Origin of the sequence: Chryseobacterium caseinilyticum, assembly GCF_014837145.1 — a bacterium.
GTDB classification, from domain to species: domain Bacteria; phylum Bacteroidota; class Bacteroidia; order Flavobacteriales; family Weeksellaceae; genus Chryseobacterium; species Chryseobacterium caseinilyticum.
Genome location: NZ_JACYFS010000003.1, coordinates 204229 through 220015, shown reverse-complemented (window position 1 = coordinate 220015; position 15787 = coordinate 204229). Strand labels below are relative to the sequence as shown.

Sequence of the window (15787 nt, the reverse complement as noted above, 5' to 3'; positions counted from 1 at the left end):
AGGGTTAAATTTAATCTCTTTTTTAAACTAATAATAATTTAATGGGCTCAAAATTGAAGAAGTAATTTAACTTTCAGCTATTTTTGTAATCCAAAACAATGAAAGCATCTTATGAAGAATAAAGACGCGGAAATAATTTCGTTGATGCAAGACCCGCAAACTCGTGAAAAAGGAGTTCGTGCTTTGATGGATGCTTACCAGAGCCGGCTGTACTGGCACATCAGGAGAATTATCGTTGATGGAGATCTGGCTCAGGATACTTTGCAGGAAACATTTATTAAAGCTTATCAGAATTTTCATCAGTTCAAAAATGACAGTCAGCTTTACACCTGGTTGTACAGAATTGCAACCAATGAATCGCTGCAACAGCTTAATAAACTGAAAAAAATGCAGAAGACAGATGAAGATCCTGATTATCACATGCAGAATCTTGTTGCAGACAATGCAGGAACCGATGCGGAAGATATACAGATTTTGCTGCAGAATGCGATACAGAGCCTGCCGGAGAAGCAGAAACTCGTCTTTATGATGAGGTATTATGATGATCTTCCTTACGAGGAAATCTCAAAAATTGTGGATATGTCTGTTGGTACTTTGAAAACGAATTATCATTACGCCAAACAGAAAATAGAAGAGTATATAAAAGAAAATTACGAAAAATAATTTTTCAAAACCAAAACATGAAAGACTTCGATATAGAAAAATTAGAACGGAAAAACATTTACAGAGTTCCGGATAATTTGTTCCAGAATATTCAGGATAAAGTGTTGACCGGAGTGAATGATTTCGATGTTGAGAAATTAGAGCGAAAGAACATTTACAAAGTTTCGGATGATTTGTTTGAAACAGTCCAAAATAATGTGATGTCAGAAATCAGAGGTTTCAATGTAGAAAACCTTGAGAGAAAAAACATTTATAAACTTCCGGAACATTTGTTTGAAAGTGTTCAGAATAAGGTACTTGCGGAAATCAAAGTTGAGAAAAAAGCACCGATTATCAGACTCAACTGGGCATATACAGCTGCTGCATGTTTAGCACTTGTATTTGGAGGATCATTAGTATATAACGGAATTTCAGATGTAGCACCGGCAAATAATCTTGCAGAAGTTACTCCGAAAAAAGAAAGCCAGATTGCATATGAAACTTTACAGGCAGATTTAACTTCTGTAGAATCGGATAATCAAACAGCTGAAGATCAGAATATAAAACCGGTTGTAAGCCATGCTGCACAGAATGTGAACACTGTCCAAAAAGTGAAAACAGTATCAGCATCAGCGAAACAAACGGAAAAACAGATGAACGAATATCTGGATTCTTTTACCAGTTCTGAAATTGCAGATCTTGCAGTGAACGGTAATCAGGATGTGTATTTGGATCTTTATAACTAAACAGACGATGAAGAAACTTTTTTTAATATTATTTGCATTCTGCAGTTTGGGAGTTTTTGCCCAGAAAGACTACGACTGGAAGAAGATGGATCCTAAGCAGCGCAAAGAAATTATCAATAAAATGTCACCGGAAGAAAGAAAAGCCTTGCTCATTAAATTCCGGAATAATATGGTACTGGAGCAGTTGAATATTGATGCCGACGATAAGGAGGAATTCACAAAACTGTACAATGAATATATGGATAAGCAGAAACAGATTAAATCACAGTTTGATTCTGATTTTAATCCTGAAACGCTTTCTGAGGAAGAAGCCAAAACAAAACTGAATCAAAGTTTTGATGTAGGACAACAGATGCTGGATAACAGAAAAGAATATGCAGAAAAAATGCAGAAAGTAATCCCTTGCCAAAAGGTTTTGAAGCTTTTTAATTCTGAGTCAATGATGAGAGATAAAATGAACGAAAGAAAACCTCACGGAGACAAAAAAGGCTCAAGACCGTAAAAGCAGTCTACATAATAGTTTATTTTTTTAATGTTTGAACGACCCTCGCAATTGATTTTGTGAGGGTCGTTTGATTTAAATTCATACTTTTGAGAAAAATCTGGAAATGACAAAATTTATCTTTTTATTACTGCCTTTCCTGGCATTTTCACAGAAAACCGAAACCATTGATCTTTCAAAATCAATTAAAAACAATAAAACAAATTATAAGAGCCTCACTGTAATTGATAAAAGATCAAATCCGGAGATTGGCTCTGTGATGTATCATAAAGATCAGGTCAATCTGGTTTTCGAAAATAACGCCGATACAGATTTTAAAAACTGGTTTTACAAGTACAATCCTGTGAGAGGTAAGGAGGAATTAGTTCTGCTTCTCGAAAATATTGCGTTAAGTGAAGAGACAAAAGAAAAATACTCTATTGGTAAACTTGAAATCCGTGCAAGTACTTTTATTAAGAAAGAAGATGGATATCATTTTCTGTATAAAAAGGACACTGTTACTACCGTATCGTCGCGTACAACGCCTTATTTAGCACAAAGTCTTTCAAAAAAACTGACACTTACCTTCACCGATCTCCTCAAAAAATCATATGAAGCCAGACAGTGGGAATTTCCTGTCTCTGATGCTGAACTTTCAGATTACGCAACCGTTCTGAAAGATAAGCTCGAAATTTTAAAAGCAGACGAACTTAAAGAAGGTGTTTATAAAGATTATTACAGCTTTTTCACCCACAATCCTGAGGCAGGTTTTAACATCGAAACCGACAAAAAAGGAGTTGTGACGAAAGCGGTTAACGGAGACAAAAAAGAGCCTATCAGAAACTTTTATGCATTTGTTCATAATGGTATTCCATTTAAAGTAATTCCTGTGGGTTATGTTGAGATTTTCAGAGACGATCAGGGACTTTTTATTGAAGCTAAAAAAGAGGAGCTTTTTCCAGAATCAAATTCTTCGTTTGTCATGGTCGGCGGCGGCATCGGCGGTTTGATCGGAAGCGTAGTGGCTAATGTGGCAATAGTTGCAATTGATGCCAAGGCAGCAAAAAAGAGGAGTTCCATGGCAGGAACTGAAGTTTCGCTCGATCCTTTGACTGGGAACTACATTTTACCGGAAGATTTTATGAAAAAATAAATCAGTTTAATTTAAATTTAATCACATTTAAAAGATGAAAAAAATATTCTTATTCCTACTTTTTGCCACAATGATTTCGGCACAGGAAACGGCCGTTCTTAAATTTGATCAGAATATTAAAGACAAAAACTCACGCACAAAATCACTTACTCTTATTGATAGAAGAAAAGATAAAAATACAGGAAGTATTACCAACAGAAAGGAAACTTTGATATAAAACTTGCTGATGAAAACATGAGTTCTGCTTTTGAAAAATGGTTCAATGAAGATAATAAAACGAAAGGTAATAACGATATTGTTCTATTGCTTGAAGATCTAAAATTTTATAACGAAAAAGCTCCGAACGATGTAACAGATTATGCAAAAGCAAGAATTAAAATATCTAGTTTTTTGAAAAGAAATGATAAATATTATTTCATTGACAGGTTTGATAATGTGATTGTTGATATAAACTCAAATGCTAAATCAGCCAACAACTTAGCAACTGTTGTTTCCGATGCTGTAACACAATTTATAAAATATTCTTACAGCGGCGTAGTTACTGCAGGCTATATTCCTGAAAACGAACTGGAAAATTACAACGCCTATCTGTCTAAAAATAATAAGTCTTTGAATGAGCCTTTGAAAGATGGAGTTTACTTACATTTTAAAAGTTTTTTTGATCAGACACCGAGCGGTCAACACAATCTTGTTAAAAACAAAGAGGGAGAAGTTAAAAGAATTACGAATGAGCAGGATTTAAAAATTCCAATGTCTGAAGTGTTTTGCTATGTAAATAATGGCGTTGCTTACAGATTCACGATTGGTGGCTTTAAAGAAATTAAAAAAAATGAAAATGGACAATACATCGAATCTTCAAGAGCCCAAATTTATGAAGATAAAGGGAATTCCGGAATGATGATTGGTGCCATGACAGGCGGAATGGTTGGTGCTTTGGTCGGCGCTGCAATTGATTCCGGATCAAACAAGGGAGCTGCTAAAGGATCAGGAATCAGAACTACAACGGTTACAAATGTCTACATAGATCCCATCACAGGAGCTTATAGGTTTACAGAATAAAAAAATGTGTCTCATTTTTGAGGCACATTTCATTTCTATTATTTATTCTCATTAGAATACGAATAAGGAAAATCCTTTTCATCAATTCCACGCTGTTTATTTGGCTGTGAACTCATCTCAAATTTCAGAGTGGCACCCTTCATCAGTTCTTCATGGCTGAGCCAGTTTTTTGAATATTTCTTTCCGTTATATTTCAGCGCATTGACGTAGCGGTTTTCTTCGCTGTTCTTGTCTGCTTTAATTTCAATGATGTTTCCGTTGTTCAGATGAATTTTTGCATTTTTAAAAAGTGGCGCTCCCAAAACATACTGATCCGTCGCCGGTGTAACGGGATAAAAACCCAATGCCGAGAAAATATACCATGCTGAAGTCTGTCCGTTATCCTCATCGCCGCAATATCCGTCCGGAGTTGGCTGGTAAAGACGGTTCATCGTTTCCCGAACCCAGTATTGCGTTTTCCAGGTTTCACCTGAATAGTTATAGAGGTAAATAATGTGCTGTGCAGGCTGATTTCCGTGGGCATACTGTCCCATATTCGCATTCACCATTTCCTGAATTTCATGAATGGTTGAGCCATAATAAGAATCATCAAAAACCGGAGGCAGTTCAAATATTTTATCTAAATTTTTCGAGAATTCTTTTCTTCCGCCCATCAGTTTTGCCAGTCCGTCAATATCCTGAAAGACCGACCATGTGTAATGCCACGAATTTCCTTCTGTAAACGCATCGCCCCATTTGAAGGGATTAAAAGGTGTCTGAAAACTTCCATCCTGATTTCTTCCGCGCGCTAATTTTGTTTCAGGATCGATCACTTTCTGAAAATTCTTTGAGCGTCTGTAATATTCTTTCCATTCAGATTCTGGTTTTCCCAATGCTTTTCCGAGCTGGGCAATGGCAAAATCATCGTAGGCGTATTCTAAAGTCCGTGCAGCATTTTCATTAATCTTTACATCATAGGGAACGTAGCCTAATTTCTTATAATATTCAATTCCAAGTCTTCCTGTTGCCTGCGGACCTTCATTATTGGCACCGTGAAGCAAAGCCTGATATAGTGTTTCAATATCATAACCTCTCAGACCTTTGAGATAAGCATCTGCCACCACAGAAGCGGAATTGTTTCCAATCATAATATCAGAATAGGAGGGACTCGACCATTCGGGTAGCCAGCCGCCTTCTCTGTAATCACTTATCAATCCTTTCTGCATTTCAATATTGATGTCGGGATAAACAAGATTCAAAAAAGGGTAGAGCGCTCTGAATGTGTCCCAGAAACCGGTTCCTGCGAAGCGATATCCGGCTTCTGTCTTTCCTGAATACGGACTGTAATGGACAATTTTTCCGTCTTTATCGACTTCATACATTTTGTGCGGAAAACAAAGCATCCGGTAGAGTGAAGAGTAGAAAGTCCGCATCTGATCAACCGTTCCACCGGCGACTTCCACTCTTTTTAATTTTTGATTCCACGCTGTTTTGGCTTTATTTAAAGTTTGGTCGAATGAATCTTTGCTGAGTTCTCTCTGTAAATTTAATTCAGCCTGTTCTAAACTGATAAACGAAGAAGCAATTCTCAGGTTCACTTTTTCACCCTTTTTTGTGGCAAAACCGACTACTGCGCCGCAGTGATCTCCGGTAATTTCAAGTGCATCTTTTACAAAATCTTTTTCTTTCCATGTTGAATATTTAGTGAAAGGTTTATTGGCGTAAATGACAAAATAATTTTTAAAGCCTACCAGTTTTCCACGGGAATACCGTGTGGAGTAGCCGACAATTTTATTTTGAGACGGAATAATGGTAATGCTGGATCCTTTATCAAAAGCATCTACAACAAACCACGAATCACCGGATTCGGGATAGGTAAGGCGCATCTGGGCGGCTCTTTCGGTCGGTGTCAGTTCGGCAGTCACGTTATGATCAGCGAGATAGACACTGTAATAATAAGGTTTTGAAACTTCAGATTTATGTGAATACCAGCTCGCTCTTTCTTCTTCATTAAAACGCATTTTCCCCGTCACTGGCATAATCGAAAACATTCCATAATCATTCATCCATGGGGAAGGTTGGTGCGTCTGTTTGATTCCTCTGATCTTGTCGGCGTCGTAGGTATATTGCCAACCGTTTCCGTTTTTTCCGGTTTGAGGTGTCCAGAGATTCATTCCGTGGGGAACGGCGACAGCGGGATAGGTATTTCCGTTGGAAAGGGAAGGTTTTGAAAGCGTTCCGATCAAAGGATTGACAAATTCTTCAGGATTTTCCGGAGCTTTCTCGATCCACTGAGATTTTATTTGAGTAAAAGGTATAATTAAAAGAAGTAGAAGCGCTTTTTTCATTTTAAAAATAAGTTTAAACTTAATGTGAAATTTTGGAATGAAAAGGTAAAGATTTTATGTTAAATGATTCTAAGAATATTTTGAAACTTTGTTCGGTTAAAACTAGTTTTTTTGTTGACCAATCTTTTTCTATACCATTTGTTGATTTACATTCTGCACTCCCTTTGTCATCCCGTAGGGATCTAAACGTAGTATAGTGATGTTATGTGGAGAGTTTCGGATTGATATCTTTTTTCTTCTAAAAATAATAGTGACAACAAAAAACAATACCCTAGCCCCGATGGAAACGGCATCCTTTTTTGTGGCGGACGGAACGAAGTGGAGACCGGTGCAAAAAAGATACAGTGGACAGCGGGAAACAGCTCCTGAAAAAATTCGTGTTTTATTGGCCCAATTTATTTTTCGCGGTACTTCATTAAGACTGAGGAATTATCCTGCATTTTGTTATCTTTGCAAATTACATAGTTCTTAAATGAAAAACATACGAAATTTTTGCATAATCGCCCATATTGACCACGGTAAATCTACTTTGGCAGACCGTCTTTTGGAGTACACCAACACGGTAACTCAGAGAGAACTACAATCTCAGACGCTTGATGATATGGATCTGGAAAAAGAACGTGGGATCACGATAAAATCTCACGCCATCCAGATGGATTATGAGCTTAATGGCGAAAAATATATTTTAAATCTTATTGATACTCCGGGACACGTGGATTTTTCTTACGAAGTTTCCCGTTCGATTGCGGCTTGTGAAGGTGCACTTCTAATCGTTGATGCTGCGCAAAGTATTCAAGCACAAACGATTAGTAATTTATATTTAGCTTTGGAAAATGATCTGGAAATTATTCCGATTCTGAATAAAATTGACCTTCCGTCTGCAAACCCTGAAGAAGTTACCGACGAAATTATGGGACTGATCGGCTGTAAATATGAAGATGTTCTTCGTGTTTCGGGAAAAACCGGTGAAGGAGTGCACGAATTGCTGGAACAGATCGTTGCAAGAATTCCTGCTCCTGTGGGAGATCCGAAAGCGCCGCTTCAGGCACTGATTTTTGATTCGGTTTACAATCCGTTCAGAGGAATTGAAGCGTATTTCAAAGTGGTGAACGGAAGTATTTCTAAAAACGAGAAGATCAAATTTTTCGCTACAGGAAAAGAATACGGTGCTGATGAGGTAGGAACCTTGAAACTGAAACAGGTTCCGAAGAAAACGATTGAATGTGGCGATGTAGGATATATTATTTCCGGAATTAAAGATGCCCGTGAGGTAAAAGTGGGAGATACGATCACTTCTTTTGTGAATCCTGCGGAAGCGCCGATTGACGGTTTCGAGGAAGTAAAACCAATGGTTTTTGCCGGAATTTACCCTATAGAATCTGAAGATTTTGAGGAATTGAGATTTTCACTGGAAAAATTAAGACTGAATGATGCTTCCCTGGTTTTCGAACCTGAAAGTTCTGCAGCACTTGGTTTTGGTTTCCGTTGCGGATTCTTAGGAATGCTTCACATGGAAATCGTTCAGGAAAGGCTTGAGAGAGAATTTGATATGAACGTGATCACGACGGTTCCCAACGTGTCTTACCACGGATATTCCAAGAAAGATCCTGAGACAACCATTTTAATTAATAACCCGTCTGAAATGATTGATCCCAATCTTTTAGACAGAGTGGAAGAGCCATACATTAAAGCTTCAATCATTACAAAATCTGATTTCGTTGGTCCTGTCATGACGCTTTGTATCGAAAAAAGAGGAGAGATCGTTAACCAAAGTTATCTGACGGCAGACCGAGTGGAACTGACCTTCAATATGCCTTTGGCTGAGGTGGTTTTCGACTTTTATGACCGTCTGAAATCTATTTCTAAAGGATATGCATCATTCGATTATTCTCCGATCGGAATGCGTTCTTCGAAGTTGGTAAAAATGGATATTCTGATCAACGGAGATATGGTAGATGCTTTATCTTCATTGATTCACGATTCCAATGCGTATTACATCGGTAAAAAAATGTGTGAGAAACTGCGCGAACTGATCCCTAGACAGCAGTTTGATATCGCTGTTCAGGCCGCTTTGGGAGCGAAAGTTATCGCAAGAGAAACCATTAAAGCTTTGAGAAAAGACGTTACCGCAAAATGTTACGGTGGTGATATTTCAAGAAAGAGAAAGCTACTTGAAAAGCAGAAAGAAGGGAAGAAGAAAATGAAGCAGATTGGTAGAGTAGAGGTGCCGCAATCAGCGTTTATGGCTGTTTTGAAGCTGAATGATTAGGAAGCAAAGAGTCAGGTAAAAAGTTAAAAGAGCCAAGTGGAATGGCTTGATATAAAGTAAATCCGCAGATTTTTTCTGCGGATTTTTTTATTCTTGATAGTGAATAGATCTTTGATTTTTGATTATTTGTTCGTCAATAGAAATATCAAATTCTTTAGATGAGGCTTTGAAAAATACAATTTTGGACTTTCTTTTAGTTCCTTTTTTGAGATGTGGAAAAGAATAAATCAAAATTTCATTAGGTTTTAATTTAAAATAGGGATTCTCTGGTAGTTCTAAACAATTCATTATTGTGTAATTGCTATTTCTGATAAATTGAAACTGAGAATTATTAGAAACATACAAAGCTACAGCAGGACCATCAATCGGAATTCTTAGAGTTTTAGTCGAAATATTTTTAATGAAAACAGGAAAGGCCTTATGTTTTTTTATTTCGTTTGTTGCGTAATCTCTTTTATAAAGCGGGATTGTATCTTTTTCTTTGACAATAATCTGAGCAGTTTCATTGTTTATAGAATCATATAAATCTTCTTTAGTTTCTAAAATTTCAATTTCTTCATTTCTGAAATATGGGCTTTGCACATTTTTTAAAGAATCCCTAAAAGTATTTATTCTATCAGATAATTTTTTTTCATTGATACCTGGCGGAGGCGGAGGTTCGGGCATAATATTTTTAAAATATTTGATCTCAACTTTCCCAGAATCGTAGCCTTTGTAAAACAGATTTGTACCCGCTTCGTTTCCATCTTCATTAAATTCCTGAATTGTCAACTTCTCATCCTTAGTAAAACTCAAAACAATATCATCTGCAAAAGTTTTTTCTTTTTTGCAGCCAATGAATAAGATGGTTAAAATCAAAAAAAATCTTTTCATTTAATATTATCTAAGAATTCTGAATGTACAAAAAAACCGCTTCAAGTGAAACGGTTTGCTGTTTATTTTTTAGTATATTTTATCTCCATGGTCTTATATTCTCTGCCGGTTTTAGAATCAGGGCCGTACATTTCTAAAGTCTGATGGTTGTCATCCACAAAAGTGTAGACTTCCCTCACGTCGCAGTCTTTGCCGGGTCTTGACGGATCGGTCATTTTGCCTTTAAATTCAATGGATTTTTTGGCAGCATTCCATTCGCCTTCCATGTTCATAAATCCTGTTCCCATGTTGTCGATCCAGGTGCTGATGAATTTCTTTTTAGAATTGTCATAGCCTGTGATGCTCATTCCTTCGAAGGGCATTCCCATAAAATCTCCCTTGTGTTCGCTGGTTTGGTAACGTCCGTCAAAGATCATTTTGTTAGTCGTTGTTGAGGTGCTGGTGGTGGGTTTTCTGCCGTCTTCCATCCACATGGTGTTTTCTCCGGACCATACGCCGTCAGATTTTGCGAGCATTTTATGCATTTCTCCCGGTGTTGCAAATTCCATCCAGGCTTTCGTAGCGGTTGCAGAATCTACAGGTTTCCATTCTTCTTTTTCTCTCGATGCAGTTGCGTCTGAATCTGTTTTGACATCCATCTTTACTTTATCGCAAGCGATAACTAGCAATGCAGCGCTGGCTGCGAATATTAATTTTCTCATAATTACTTAGTTTTAAAATGATTATAAATTTAGTTATTTATTAAATTCAAAAAAATATTTTTTAATCTTGAAATTCAGATTTCTAATTCATAATTTTGTGTATTCATAACGCAAATTAAATTATGGATTCTCCAAAAAAACTACAGGATATCAAAGTTGCCGTCGATGCCGTTATTTTCGGGTATTTTGATAAGAAAGATTTACAGATCCTTTTGATTAAACGAAATGTTGACCCGTTCAAAGGCGGCTGGGCTCTGCCTGGAGGTTTGGTTTTGGATGATGAAAACCTTGACGATGCCGTAAAAAGAGAACTGCAGGAAGAAGCGGGCATAAAGCCTGATTTTCTGGAACAACTCTATACTTTTGGGAACACAGGTCGTGATCCGAGAAATCGGGTAGTTTCAGTAGCTTATTTAGGTTTGGTTAATCCGTCTTACCACGAACTGTTTGCCGATTCGGATGCAGATGATGCACAGTGGTTCAGTATTAATCAGCTTCCGAAATTGGCATTTGAGCATCAGAAAATTATTGACATCGCGTTAAAGAGGCTTCGCACCAAAATCCAGTATCAGCCGGTCGGTTTTAATCTTCTGAATGACGAGTTTGTTTTTTCCGAACTTGAAAATCTTTACACCACCATCATCGGAAAAGAAATCGACAGAAGAAATTTCAGAAAAAAAATCATGAGTTATGGACTTCTCAACGAAACTTCCCAGTTTAAAAAAGAGGGCAGCGGAAGGCCTGGGAAACTGTTTACCTTCAATCAGGAAAAATATAAAGAGCTTGAGGAGGAAGGCTTTTATTTTGAGATTAAATGATGTTTTTAGACACAAATAACACAGATGCTTTCACAAATAACACAAAATTGAAACAGAATTTTCACATCAATAGGAACGGGCATTAGCCCGTTTTTTTAATAAACAAACAGTCCATTGGCTTTAGTCTATACTTAAGTGAGCAATAAATCAATTGTGGAATTTGTGAAAGATACTTGTTTGATCTATTTAATGTGAATTTTTTTTACTGAAAATCAATTACTTAAATTAATTAGCGTAAAATAAACACAAATAAATTTGTAAGAAAAGTTAAAGCTTCTTACATTTGTGTAACAATAACGCAATTTAAAGTGATTTTAATACTAGATATTGAGCTTGTTATGCATATTTAAATTAGCGTAAAAACAACACAAATAAAATTTAATTATGGAAAAAGACTTAAAACCCAGATTTATCGAGTCATTAAAAAGAAACAATGACCAGATCAGAGAAGACCGCGCCCAAACCATTGGAGAAGATTCGGAATTGATATACAGGCGTAGGGTGGAAGATATTAAACTGAAAATAAAAAGACTGGAACGCGAACAGGAAGGTTTGATCGACATCAGTCCGCTAGACAAAAACAGTCTGACATTTGTAGATTTTCAGCCGGAGGCATTCGTTCAGAAAGACATAGAATTATCATTATTAATCAGAAATTTAAATATTCAGCTTGAAGTTTCCAGAAAAAGATTTGAGTATTTATTTGGCAAAAAATTTTAGTTATGGGAAGTACACGATACGACATGGACGCTCGTTACGACAGAGCAAGAAGAGAAGGGTATGCATCAAAATCTGCCGGTGAAATTTTCACTCAGAATGCAAAGAGAATGGCTCACGAATCAATGAATCCAAAAGGCATTTCTTTCAGGGAATCCAGAGATTCTTCGGTTCACCCGAATTCGGTTCCTATTATTTTAGGTCTGGATGTGACCGGAAGCATGGGACATATTCCTCATGAATTAATTAAAGAGGGTCTTCCAAAATTAATGGGTGGCATTATCCAGGGTGGAGTTCCTGATCCAGCGCTTTTGTTTCTGGGAATCGGAGATCACGAATGTGACAGCTATCCGCTGCAGGTCGGTCAGTTTGAATCCGGTGATGAAGAACTGGATATGTGGCTGACAAGAACCTATATTGAATCCGGTGGTGGCGGAAATGCCGGCGAAAGTTATTTACTGGCTTGGTATTTTGCTGCTTTTCATACCAGAACCGATGCGTTTGAAAAGAGAGGTCAGAAAGGATTACTTTTCACGGTAGGCGACGAACCATGCCTAAAAACACTTCCTGCTTCAGCCATCAGAGAAATTATGGGAAGCGGCCAACAGAGTTTTAAACATACAGAATTGTTGGAAGAAGCTAAAAAGAGATATGAAGTTTTCCACATCAGTGTTCTGCATTCCGGACAGGCGGTGAATGCGGATCAGGGCTGGAGAGATTTACTTGGACAAAACTGTTTATCCATAGAGGATTATAGAGATGTTCCAAAGGTAATTAAAGAGATTGTCTGCAGCAGATTTGGTGAAAATCAGTTTAAAACTAAAGATTTAGGTGATATTAATAATATTCAAATGTTCTAAAAAATGAAAACAGCGCAAATAATTATAGGCTTAGGTTTTGGTGATGAAGGAAAAGGAATCACTACCGATTTTCTGGCTCAGCAGAATCCTGAGTCTGTGGTTATTCGTTTTTCTGGTGGACAGCAGGCGGCGCACACCGTGATGATGGATAATAAAAAGCATATTCACTCAAGTTTTGCAAGCGGTGCTTTAAGAGGATTACCATCCTATTTTACGGAACACTGCACGATTCATCCAACTTTTCTGTTCAACGAAATGGAAGAGTTAAAGAAGAAAAACGGAAATACCGAACTTCATATTCATCCGCTGGCAAAAGTGACCACGCCATTTGACGTTTTCAGCAACAGAAAGAATGTCAGAAACTTAGAACACGGAACCTGTGGGAAAGGTGTCGGAGCAACGATGAAGCGAAATGAAAGTCCGTTTAAATTATTTGCAGTTGATTTGATTGCTCCAAGATCAATGTTGATTGAAAAATTAAAAGGCATTGCCAATTATTATGGTTTTGAAGAAAGTCAGGAGATTCAAAATGCGTTACAGGATTTTTTGGAAGCCATTGATGCTATTGACTGGAAGATTGAAGGGTATTCTTATCTGAATTCTTTTAACCATCTTATTTTTGAAGGCAGTCAGGGAATTTTACTGGATATGGATCATGGTGTTTTTCCGAACGTCACTTTTGCCAACACGACATCAAAAAACGCATCTGAAATCTGTAAATTGTTGAAGATTGAAAATATCGAAATGTTTTACGTCACAAGATTGTATTCAACCCGCCACGGAAGCGGATGGATGAGCAATGAAAGGGAGTTGAAATTAAAAAACAATGAAGAGGAAACCTGTATTTTTAATCAATATCAAAAGGATCTCCGTTTTGGAGATTTGGATTATGATTTATTAAATTATGCTCTGAAATTGGATGAAGCTTATGTTACTGCGACCAAGAAAAATCTGTTAGTGACTTGTCTGGATCAATTGGATGAGGAATTTAAAATAGATAATCTTGATGTGAAATTTGATGAGGTTTATGGATCATATTCTCCATATTCAAACGATTTTAAAAGAATTGATTGATGAGAAATATTGGTTAATTTTAAAAGAGACTAAATTTAGATATCCATCAGAAGAATTAGACACATTTAATCAGGCAATTATTGGAAGTATTGAAGTTACAAATGTATTTATTGGGAATGATTTCAGGAAATCTGAAAACACTGAAATTGAGAGTTTAATTTTAAAATTAAAAAATGAAACTTAAACTGAAAAGTTATAAACAACAACTACAGGACTGGCCTCAAAAAGGATATCATATCATGGCACAATATGATGATGAAAAAATAATTGTTTACCAGTCTTATCGTAAAGAAATCGGTGAATTTGCACTTAAAAATCAATATTTTGGCGGAGCTTTCAGTTTAGAAAGAATGACCTGGATAAAACCCAATTTTCTTTGGATGATGTACCGAAATGGATGGGGAAGAAAGGATGGGCAGGAATATGTTTTGGCAATTCATTTAAAAATTGATGCTTTTAAAAAGTACTTAGAAAATGCAGTTTATTCTTCCTACAACGAAAGGTTAGAATTATCGAAAGAAGAATGGCAAGAGCAGGTGAAAGAATCTTCCGTGAGATTGCAGTGGGATCCGGATCATGATCCTTTTGGAAATAAATTAGAGAGAAAAGCAATCCAGATTGGATTAAGAAATGATTTCATCCGGTCTTTTGCTCACGAAGATATTATTTTAATTGAAAATATTTCAGATTTTGTGAAAGAGCAATATCAATTTGTTCTTGAGGATGATTTAGGTAAGTTAGTTCTTCCCGAAGAGAAACAGTTGCTGTTTGATGATGAAAATTTAAATAAGAAATTAAGGTTAAACTAAAACTAAAATTATGAAAATTGAATTATTAAAAGGTGATATCACCCAAATAAATGCAGATGCTGTCGTTAACGCAGCCAACTCATCATTACTTGGTGGCGGTGGAGTTGACGGAGCCATTCATCGTGCCGGCGGGCAACAGATTTTGGAGGAATGCAAAAAAATCAGAAACAAACAGGGAAAATGCAAAACAGGAGAAGTCGTGGTAACAACAGCCGGAAATCTTCCTGCAAAATACGTAATCCATACGGTTGGGCCGATCTGGAATAACAATGAAGAAGAATGTTCCGAACTTTTGGCAAATTGCTATAAAAACTCTTTAAAGTTGGCAGAGAGTCTTGGTGTGAAAACGATTTCCTTTCCCAATATCAGCACTGGCGTTTATGGATTTCCAAAAGAACAGGCTGCAAAAATTGCTGTGAGGGAAGTAAATAATTTTGAATCTGAAATTATAGAGAAAGTTATTTTTGTGTGTTTTGATGAGGAGAATGAAGAGATTTATAAAAAGTTTTTAAAGTAATGAAAAAGTATAATTTCAGATTTGTAAATGATCCTAAAAATCGAAATGTAGGATTAACAGTTGAGGAAATTGATTTTCTCCAAAAAGAATCGAATCTGAAATTCCCCCAAGTTTTTGTTTCTTATCTTCAAAATGCAGGGAAAAATTCCAATGTTTTTCACGTAGAAACAAATAGTGAAAAGCTGAGAAAAATTCAAAATGAACTAAGATCAGAACTGGACAAACTTAATATCTTACAAAATGAAAATATTCTTTGTATAAAAAAGTATGATGTGTATGAAAAATATTTCAATTCAAATTTTGAAACGTATTATTTTTTTAATATTTCCGAAAATAAATGGAATCCTACACTTTATATTTTCGAGGAAGTCTGTATTAATGAAGGATGGCTTGCTTTCAAAAAACAAATAAGAGAAACGAAAGAAAATGATTTTATAGCCTTCATTAATTGTGGGACAGAGAGAAAATATGGTTTAACACTAAAACAACACATAAAAAATATCCCTCTGTACATAATTTCAATACCATTATCTCTTATTTTACTAATCATATTAGGATTCCAAATTTTAAAAGAAAAATTTTAAACAAATGAAAAAGCTAACCATACTTTCCAGTGCCGGAATCTGTGCAGATTTTATGAGGGCGCAAAATTAATTTAATATTCACTTTGAAAATTTAATTTTTCCTCCGGGTTACTGTTACTCGATAATTAGAATCGGAATTTTTTTTAGATCTTTAGAA

The 15787-nt window shown here is 36.3% G+C and carries 18 protein-coding genes; 15 read left to right on the top strand and 3 right to left on the bottom strand.

Translation table 11 applies throughout. The features are described 5' to 3' along the window. The first annotated feature begins 111 nt into the window (after window positions 1-111). The 6 genes from IC610_RS11630 (at window position 112) to IC610_RS11605 (ending at window position 4081) form a co-directional block, all read left to right on the top strand. Window positions 112-663 (top strand): RNA polymerase sigma factor, encoded by a 552-nt coding sequence (locus IC610_RS11630; RefSeq protein ID WP_056083040.1) that lies wholly within the window; start codon window positions 112-114, stop codon window positions 661-663. A 17-nt stretch (window positions 664-680) separates the two neighbouring features. Next, window positions 681-1388 (top strand): hypothetical protein, encoded by a 708-nt coding sequence (locus IC610_RS11625; protein ID WP_228462913.1) that lies wholly within the window; start codon window positions 681-683, stop codon window positions 1386-1388. A gap of 7 nt (window positions 1389-1395) precedes the next feature. Next, on the top strand, window positions 1396-1890 hold the full coding sequence (locus IC610_RS11620; RefSeq protein WP_056083037.1) for a hypothetical protein: 495 nt from the start codon (window positions 1396-1398) through the stop codon (window positions 1888-1890). A 106-nt stretch (window positions 1891-1996) separates the two neighbouring features. After that, window positions 1997-3022, top strand: a complete 1026-nt coding sequence (locus IC610_RS11615) for a hypothetical protein (protein ID WP_191737007.1) — start codon at window positions 1997-1999, stop codon at window positions 3020-3022. A 34-nt stretch (window positions 3023-3056) separates the two neighbouring features. Continuing rightward, window positions 3057-3239 (top strand): hypothetical protein, encoded by a 183-nt coding sequence (locus tag IC610_RS11610; RefSeq protein WP_191737006.1) that lies wholly within the window; start codon window positions 3057-3059, stop codon window positions 3237-3239. A gap of 17 nt (window positions 3240-3256) precedes the next feature. Then, on the top strand, window positions 3257-4081 hold the full coding sequence (locus IC610_RS11605) for a glycine zipper family protein (RefSeq protein ID WP_191737005.1): 825 nt from the start codon (window positions 3257-3259) through the stop codon (window positions 4079-4081). 38 nt (window positions 4082-4119) lie between these two features. Here the strand turns inward: IC610_RS11605 and IC610_RS11600 are convergent, their stop codons facing one another. Beyond that, window positions 4120-6408 (bottom strand): GH92 family glycosyl hydrolase, encoded by a 2289-nt coding sequence (locus tag IC610_RS11600; RefSeq protein WP_191737004.1) that lies wholly within the window; start codon window positions 6406-6408, stop codon window positions 4120-4122. 472 nt (window positions 6409-6880) lie between these two features. Between IC610_RS11600 and lepA the strand changes: the two genes are divergently transcribed. Continuing rightward, window positions 6881-8677 carry a translation elongation factor 4 gene (gene lepA / locus IC610_RS11595; protein ID WP_056083030.1) on the top strand — a complete coding sequence of 599 codons (1797 nt, stop codon included), beginning with the start codon at window positions 6881-6883 and terminating at the stop codon, window positions 8675-8677. 87 nt (window positions 8678-8764) lie between these two features. Here the strand turns inward: lepA and IC610_RS11590 are convergent, their stop codons facing one another. Both IC610_RS11590 and IC610_RS11585 read right to left on the bottom strand, forming a co-directional pair. Continuing rightward, on the bottom strand, window positions 8765-9550 hold the full coding sequence (locus IC610_RS11590) for a hypothetical protein (RefSeq protein ID WP_191737003.1): 786 nt from the start codon (window positions 9548-9550) through the stop codon (window positions 8765-8767). A 62-nt stretch (window positions 9551-9612) separates the two neighbouring features. After that, window positions 9613-10251 (bottom strand): DUF1579 domain-containing protein, encoded by a 639-nt coding sequence (locus IC610_RS11585; protein WP_191737002.1) that lies wholly within the window; start codon window positions 10249-10251, stop codon window positions 9613-9615. Window positions 10252-10373: 122 nt separating this feature from the next. Between IC610_RS11585 and IC610_RS11580 the strand changes: the two genes are divergently transcribed. The 8 genes from IC610_RS11580 (at window position 10374) to IC610_RS11545 (ending at window position 15630) form a co-directional block, all read left to right on the top strand. Next, on the top strand, window positions 10374-11069 hold the full coding sequence (locus IC610_RS11580) for an NUDIX hydrolase (RefSeq protein WP_191737001.1): 696 nt from the start codon (window positions 10374-10376) through the stop codon (window positions 11067-11069). Between the two features lie 384 nt (window positions 11070-11453). Next, complete coding sequence (locus IC610_RS11575; RefSeq protein ID WP_191737000.1) at window positions 11454-11789, top strand: hypothetical protein; 336 nt, start codon at window positions 11454-11456, stop codon at window positions 11787-11789. A gap of 2 nt (window positions 11790-11791) precedes the next feature. After that, complete coding sequence (locus IC610_RS11570; RefSeq protein WP_191736999.1) at window positions 11792-12646, top strand: hypothetical protein; 855 nt, start codon at window positions 11792-11794, stop codon at window positions 12644-12646. A 3-nt stretch (window positions 12647-12649) separates the two neighbouring features. Next, window positions 12650-13720, top strand: coding sequence for an adenylosuccinate synthetase (locus IC610_RS11565; protein WP_191736998.1), 1071 nt, complete (start codon window positions 12650-12652; stop codon window positions 13718-13720). After that, a complete protein-coding gene (locus IC610_RS11560) occupies window positions 13713-13904 on the top strand; it encodes a hypothetical protein (protein ID WP_191736997.1) in 192 nt (63 codons plus the stop codon). The genes IC610_RS11565 and IC610_RS11560 overlap by 8 nt, the downstream gene beginning before the upstream one ends. After that, window positions 13894-14529 carry a DUF4291 domain-containing protein gene (locus IC610_RS11555; protein ID WP_191736996.1) on the top strand — a complete coding sequence of 212 codons (636 nt, stop codon included), beginning with the start codon at window positions 13894-13896 and terminating at the stop codon, window positions 14527-14529. The genes IC610_RS11560 and IC610_RS11555 overlap by 11 nt, the downstream gene beginning before the upstream one ends. Before the next feature lie 10 nt (window positions 14530-14539). After that, on the top strand, window positions 14540-15046 hold the full coding sequence (locus IC610_RS11550; RefSeq protein WP_191736995.1) for an O-acetyl-ADP-ribose deacetylase: 507 nt from the start codon (window positions 14540-14542) through the stop codon (window positions 15044-15046). Further along, window positions 15046-15630: a hypothetical protein gene (locus IC610_RS11545; RefSeq protein ID WP_191736994.1), complete on the top strand. Its 585-nt coding sequence runs from the start codon at window positions 15046-15048 to the stop codon at window positions 15628-15630. Before IC610_RS11550 ends, IC610_RS11545 begins: the two co-directional genes overlap by 1 nt. Window positions 15631-15787 lie beyond the last annotated feature (157 nt).

What these genes read in the sequence shown, in the direction of transcription:
- IC610_RS11555 (WP_191736996.1), top strand. Translation starts at nt 13,894, where the DNA reads ATGAAACTTAAACTGAAAAGTTATAAACAACAACTACAGGACTGGCCT.
- IC610_RS11625 (WP_228462913.1), top strand. Translation starts at nt 681, where the DNA reads ATGAAAGACTTCGATATAGAAAAATTAGAACGGAAAAACATTTACAGA.
- lepA (WP_056083030.1), top strand. Translation starts at nt 6,881, where the DNA reads ATGAAAAACATACGAAATTTTTGCATAATCGCCCATATTGACCACGGT.
- IC610_RS11615 (WP_191737007.1), top strand. Translation starts at nt 1,997, where the DNA reads ATGACAAAATTTATCTTTTTATTACTGCCTTTCCTGGCATTTTCACAG.
- IC610_RS11545 (WP_191736994.1), top strand. Translation starts at nt 15,046, where the DNA reads ATGAAAAAGTATAATTTCAGATTTGTAAATGATCCTAAAAATCGAAAT.
- IC610_RS11565 (WP_191736998.1), top strand. Translation starts at nt 12,650, where the DNA reads ATGAAAACAGCGCAAATAATTATAGGCTTAGGTTTTGGTGATGAAGGA.
- IC610_RS11585 (WP_191737002.1), bottom strand. Translation starts at nt 10,251, where the DNA reads ATGAGAAAATTAATATTCGCAGCCAGCGCTGCATTGCTAGTTATCGCT.
- IC610_RS11590 (WP_191737003.1), bottom strand. Translation starts at nt 9,550, where the DNA reads ATGAAAAGATTTTTTTTGATTTTAACCATCTTATTCATTGGCTGCAAA.
- IC610_RS11580 (WP_191737001.1), top strand. Translation starts at nt 10,374, where the DNA reads ATGGATTCTCCAAAAAAACTACAGGATATCAAAGTTGCCGTCGATGCC.
- IC610_RS11630 (WP_056083040.1), top strand. Translation starts at nt 112, where the DNA reads ATGAAGAATAAAGACGCGGAAATAATTTCGTTGATGCAAGACCCGCAA.
- IC610_RS11570 (WP_191736999.1), top strand. Translation starts at nt 11,792, where the DNA reads ATGGGAAGTACACGATACGACATGGACGCTCGTTACGACAGAGCAAGA.
- IC610_RS11610 (WP_191737006.1), top strand. Translation starts at nt 3,057, where the DNA reads ATGAAAAAAATATTCTTATTCCTACTTTTTGCCACAATGATTTCGGCA.
- IC610_RS11550 (WP_191736995.1), top strand. Translation starts at nt 14,540, where the DNA reads ATGAAAATTGAATTATTAAAAGGTGATATCACCCAAATAAATGCAGAT.
- IC610_RS11600 (WP_191737004.1), bottom strand. Translation starts at nt 6,408, where the DNA reads ATGAAAAAAGCGCTTCTACTTCTTTTAATTATACCTTTTACTCAAATA.
- IC610_RS11620 (WP_056083037.1), top strand. Translation starts at nt 1,396, where the DNA reads ATGAAGAAACTTTTTTTAATATTATTTGCATTCTGCAGTTTGGGAGTT.
- IC610_RS11605 (WP_191737005.1), top strand. Translation starts at nt 3,257, where the DNA reads ATGAGTTCTGCTTTTGAAAAATGGTTCAATGAAGATAATAAAACGAAA.
- IC610_RS11575 (WP_191737000.1), top strand. Translation starts at nt 11,454, where the DNA reads ATGGAAAAAGACTTAAAACCCAGATTTATCGAGTCATTAAAAAGAAAC.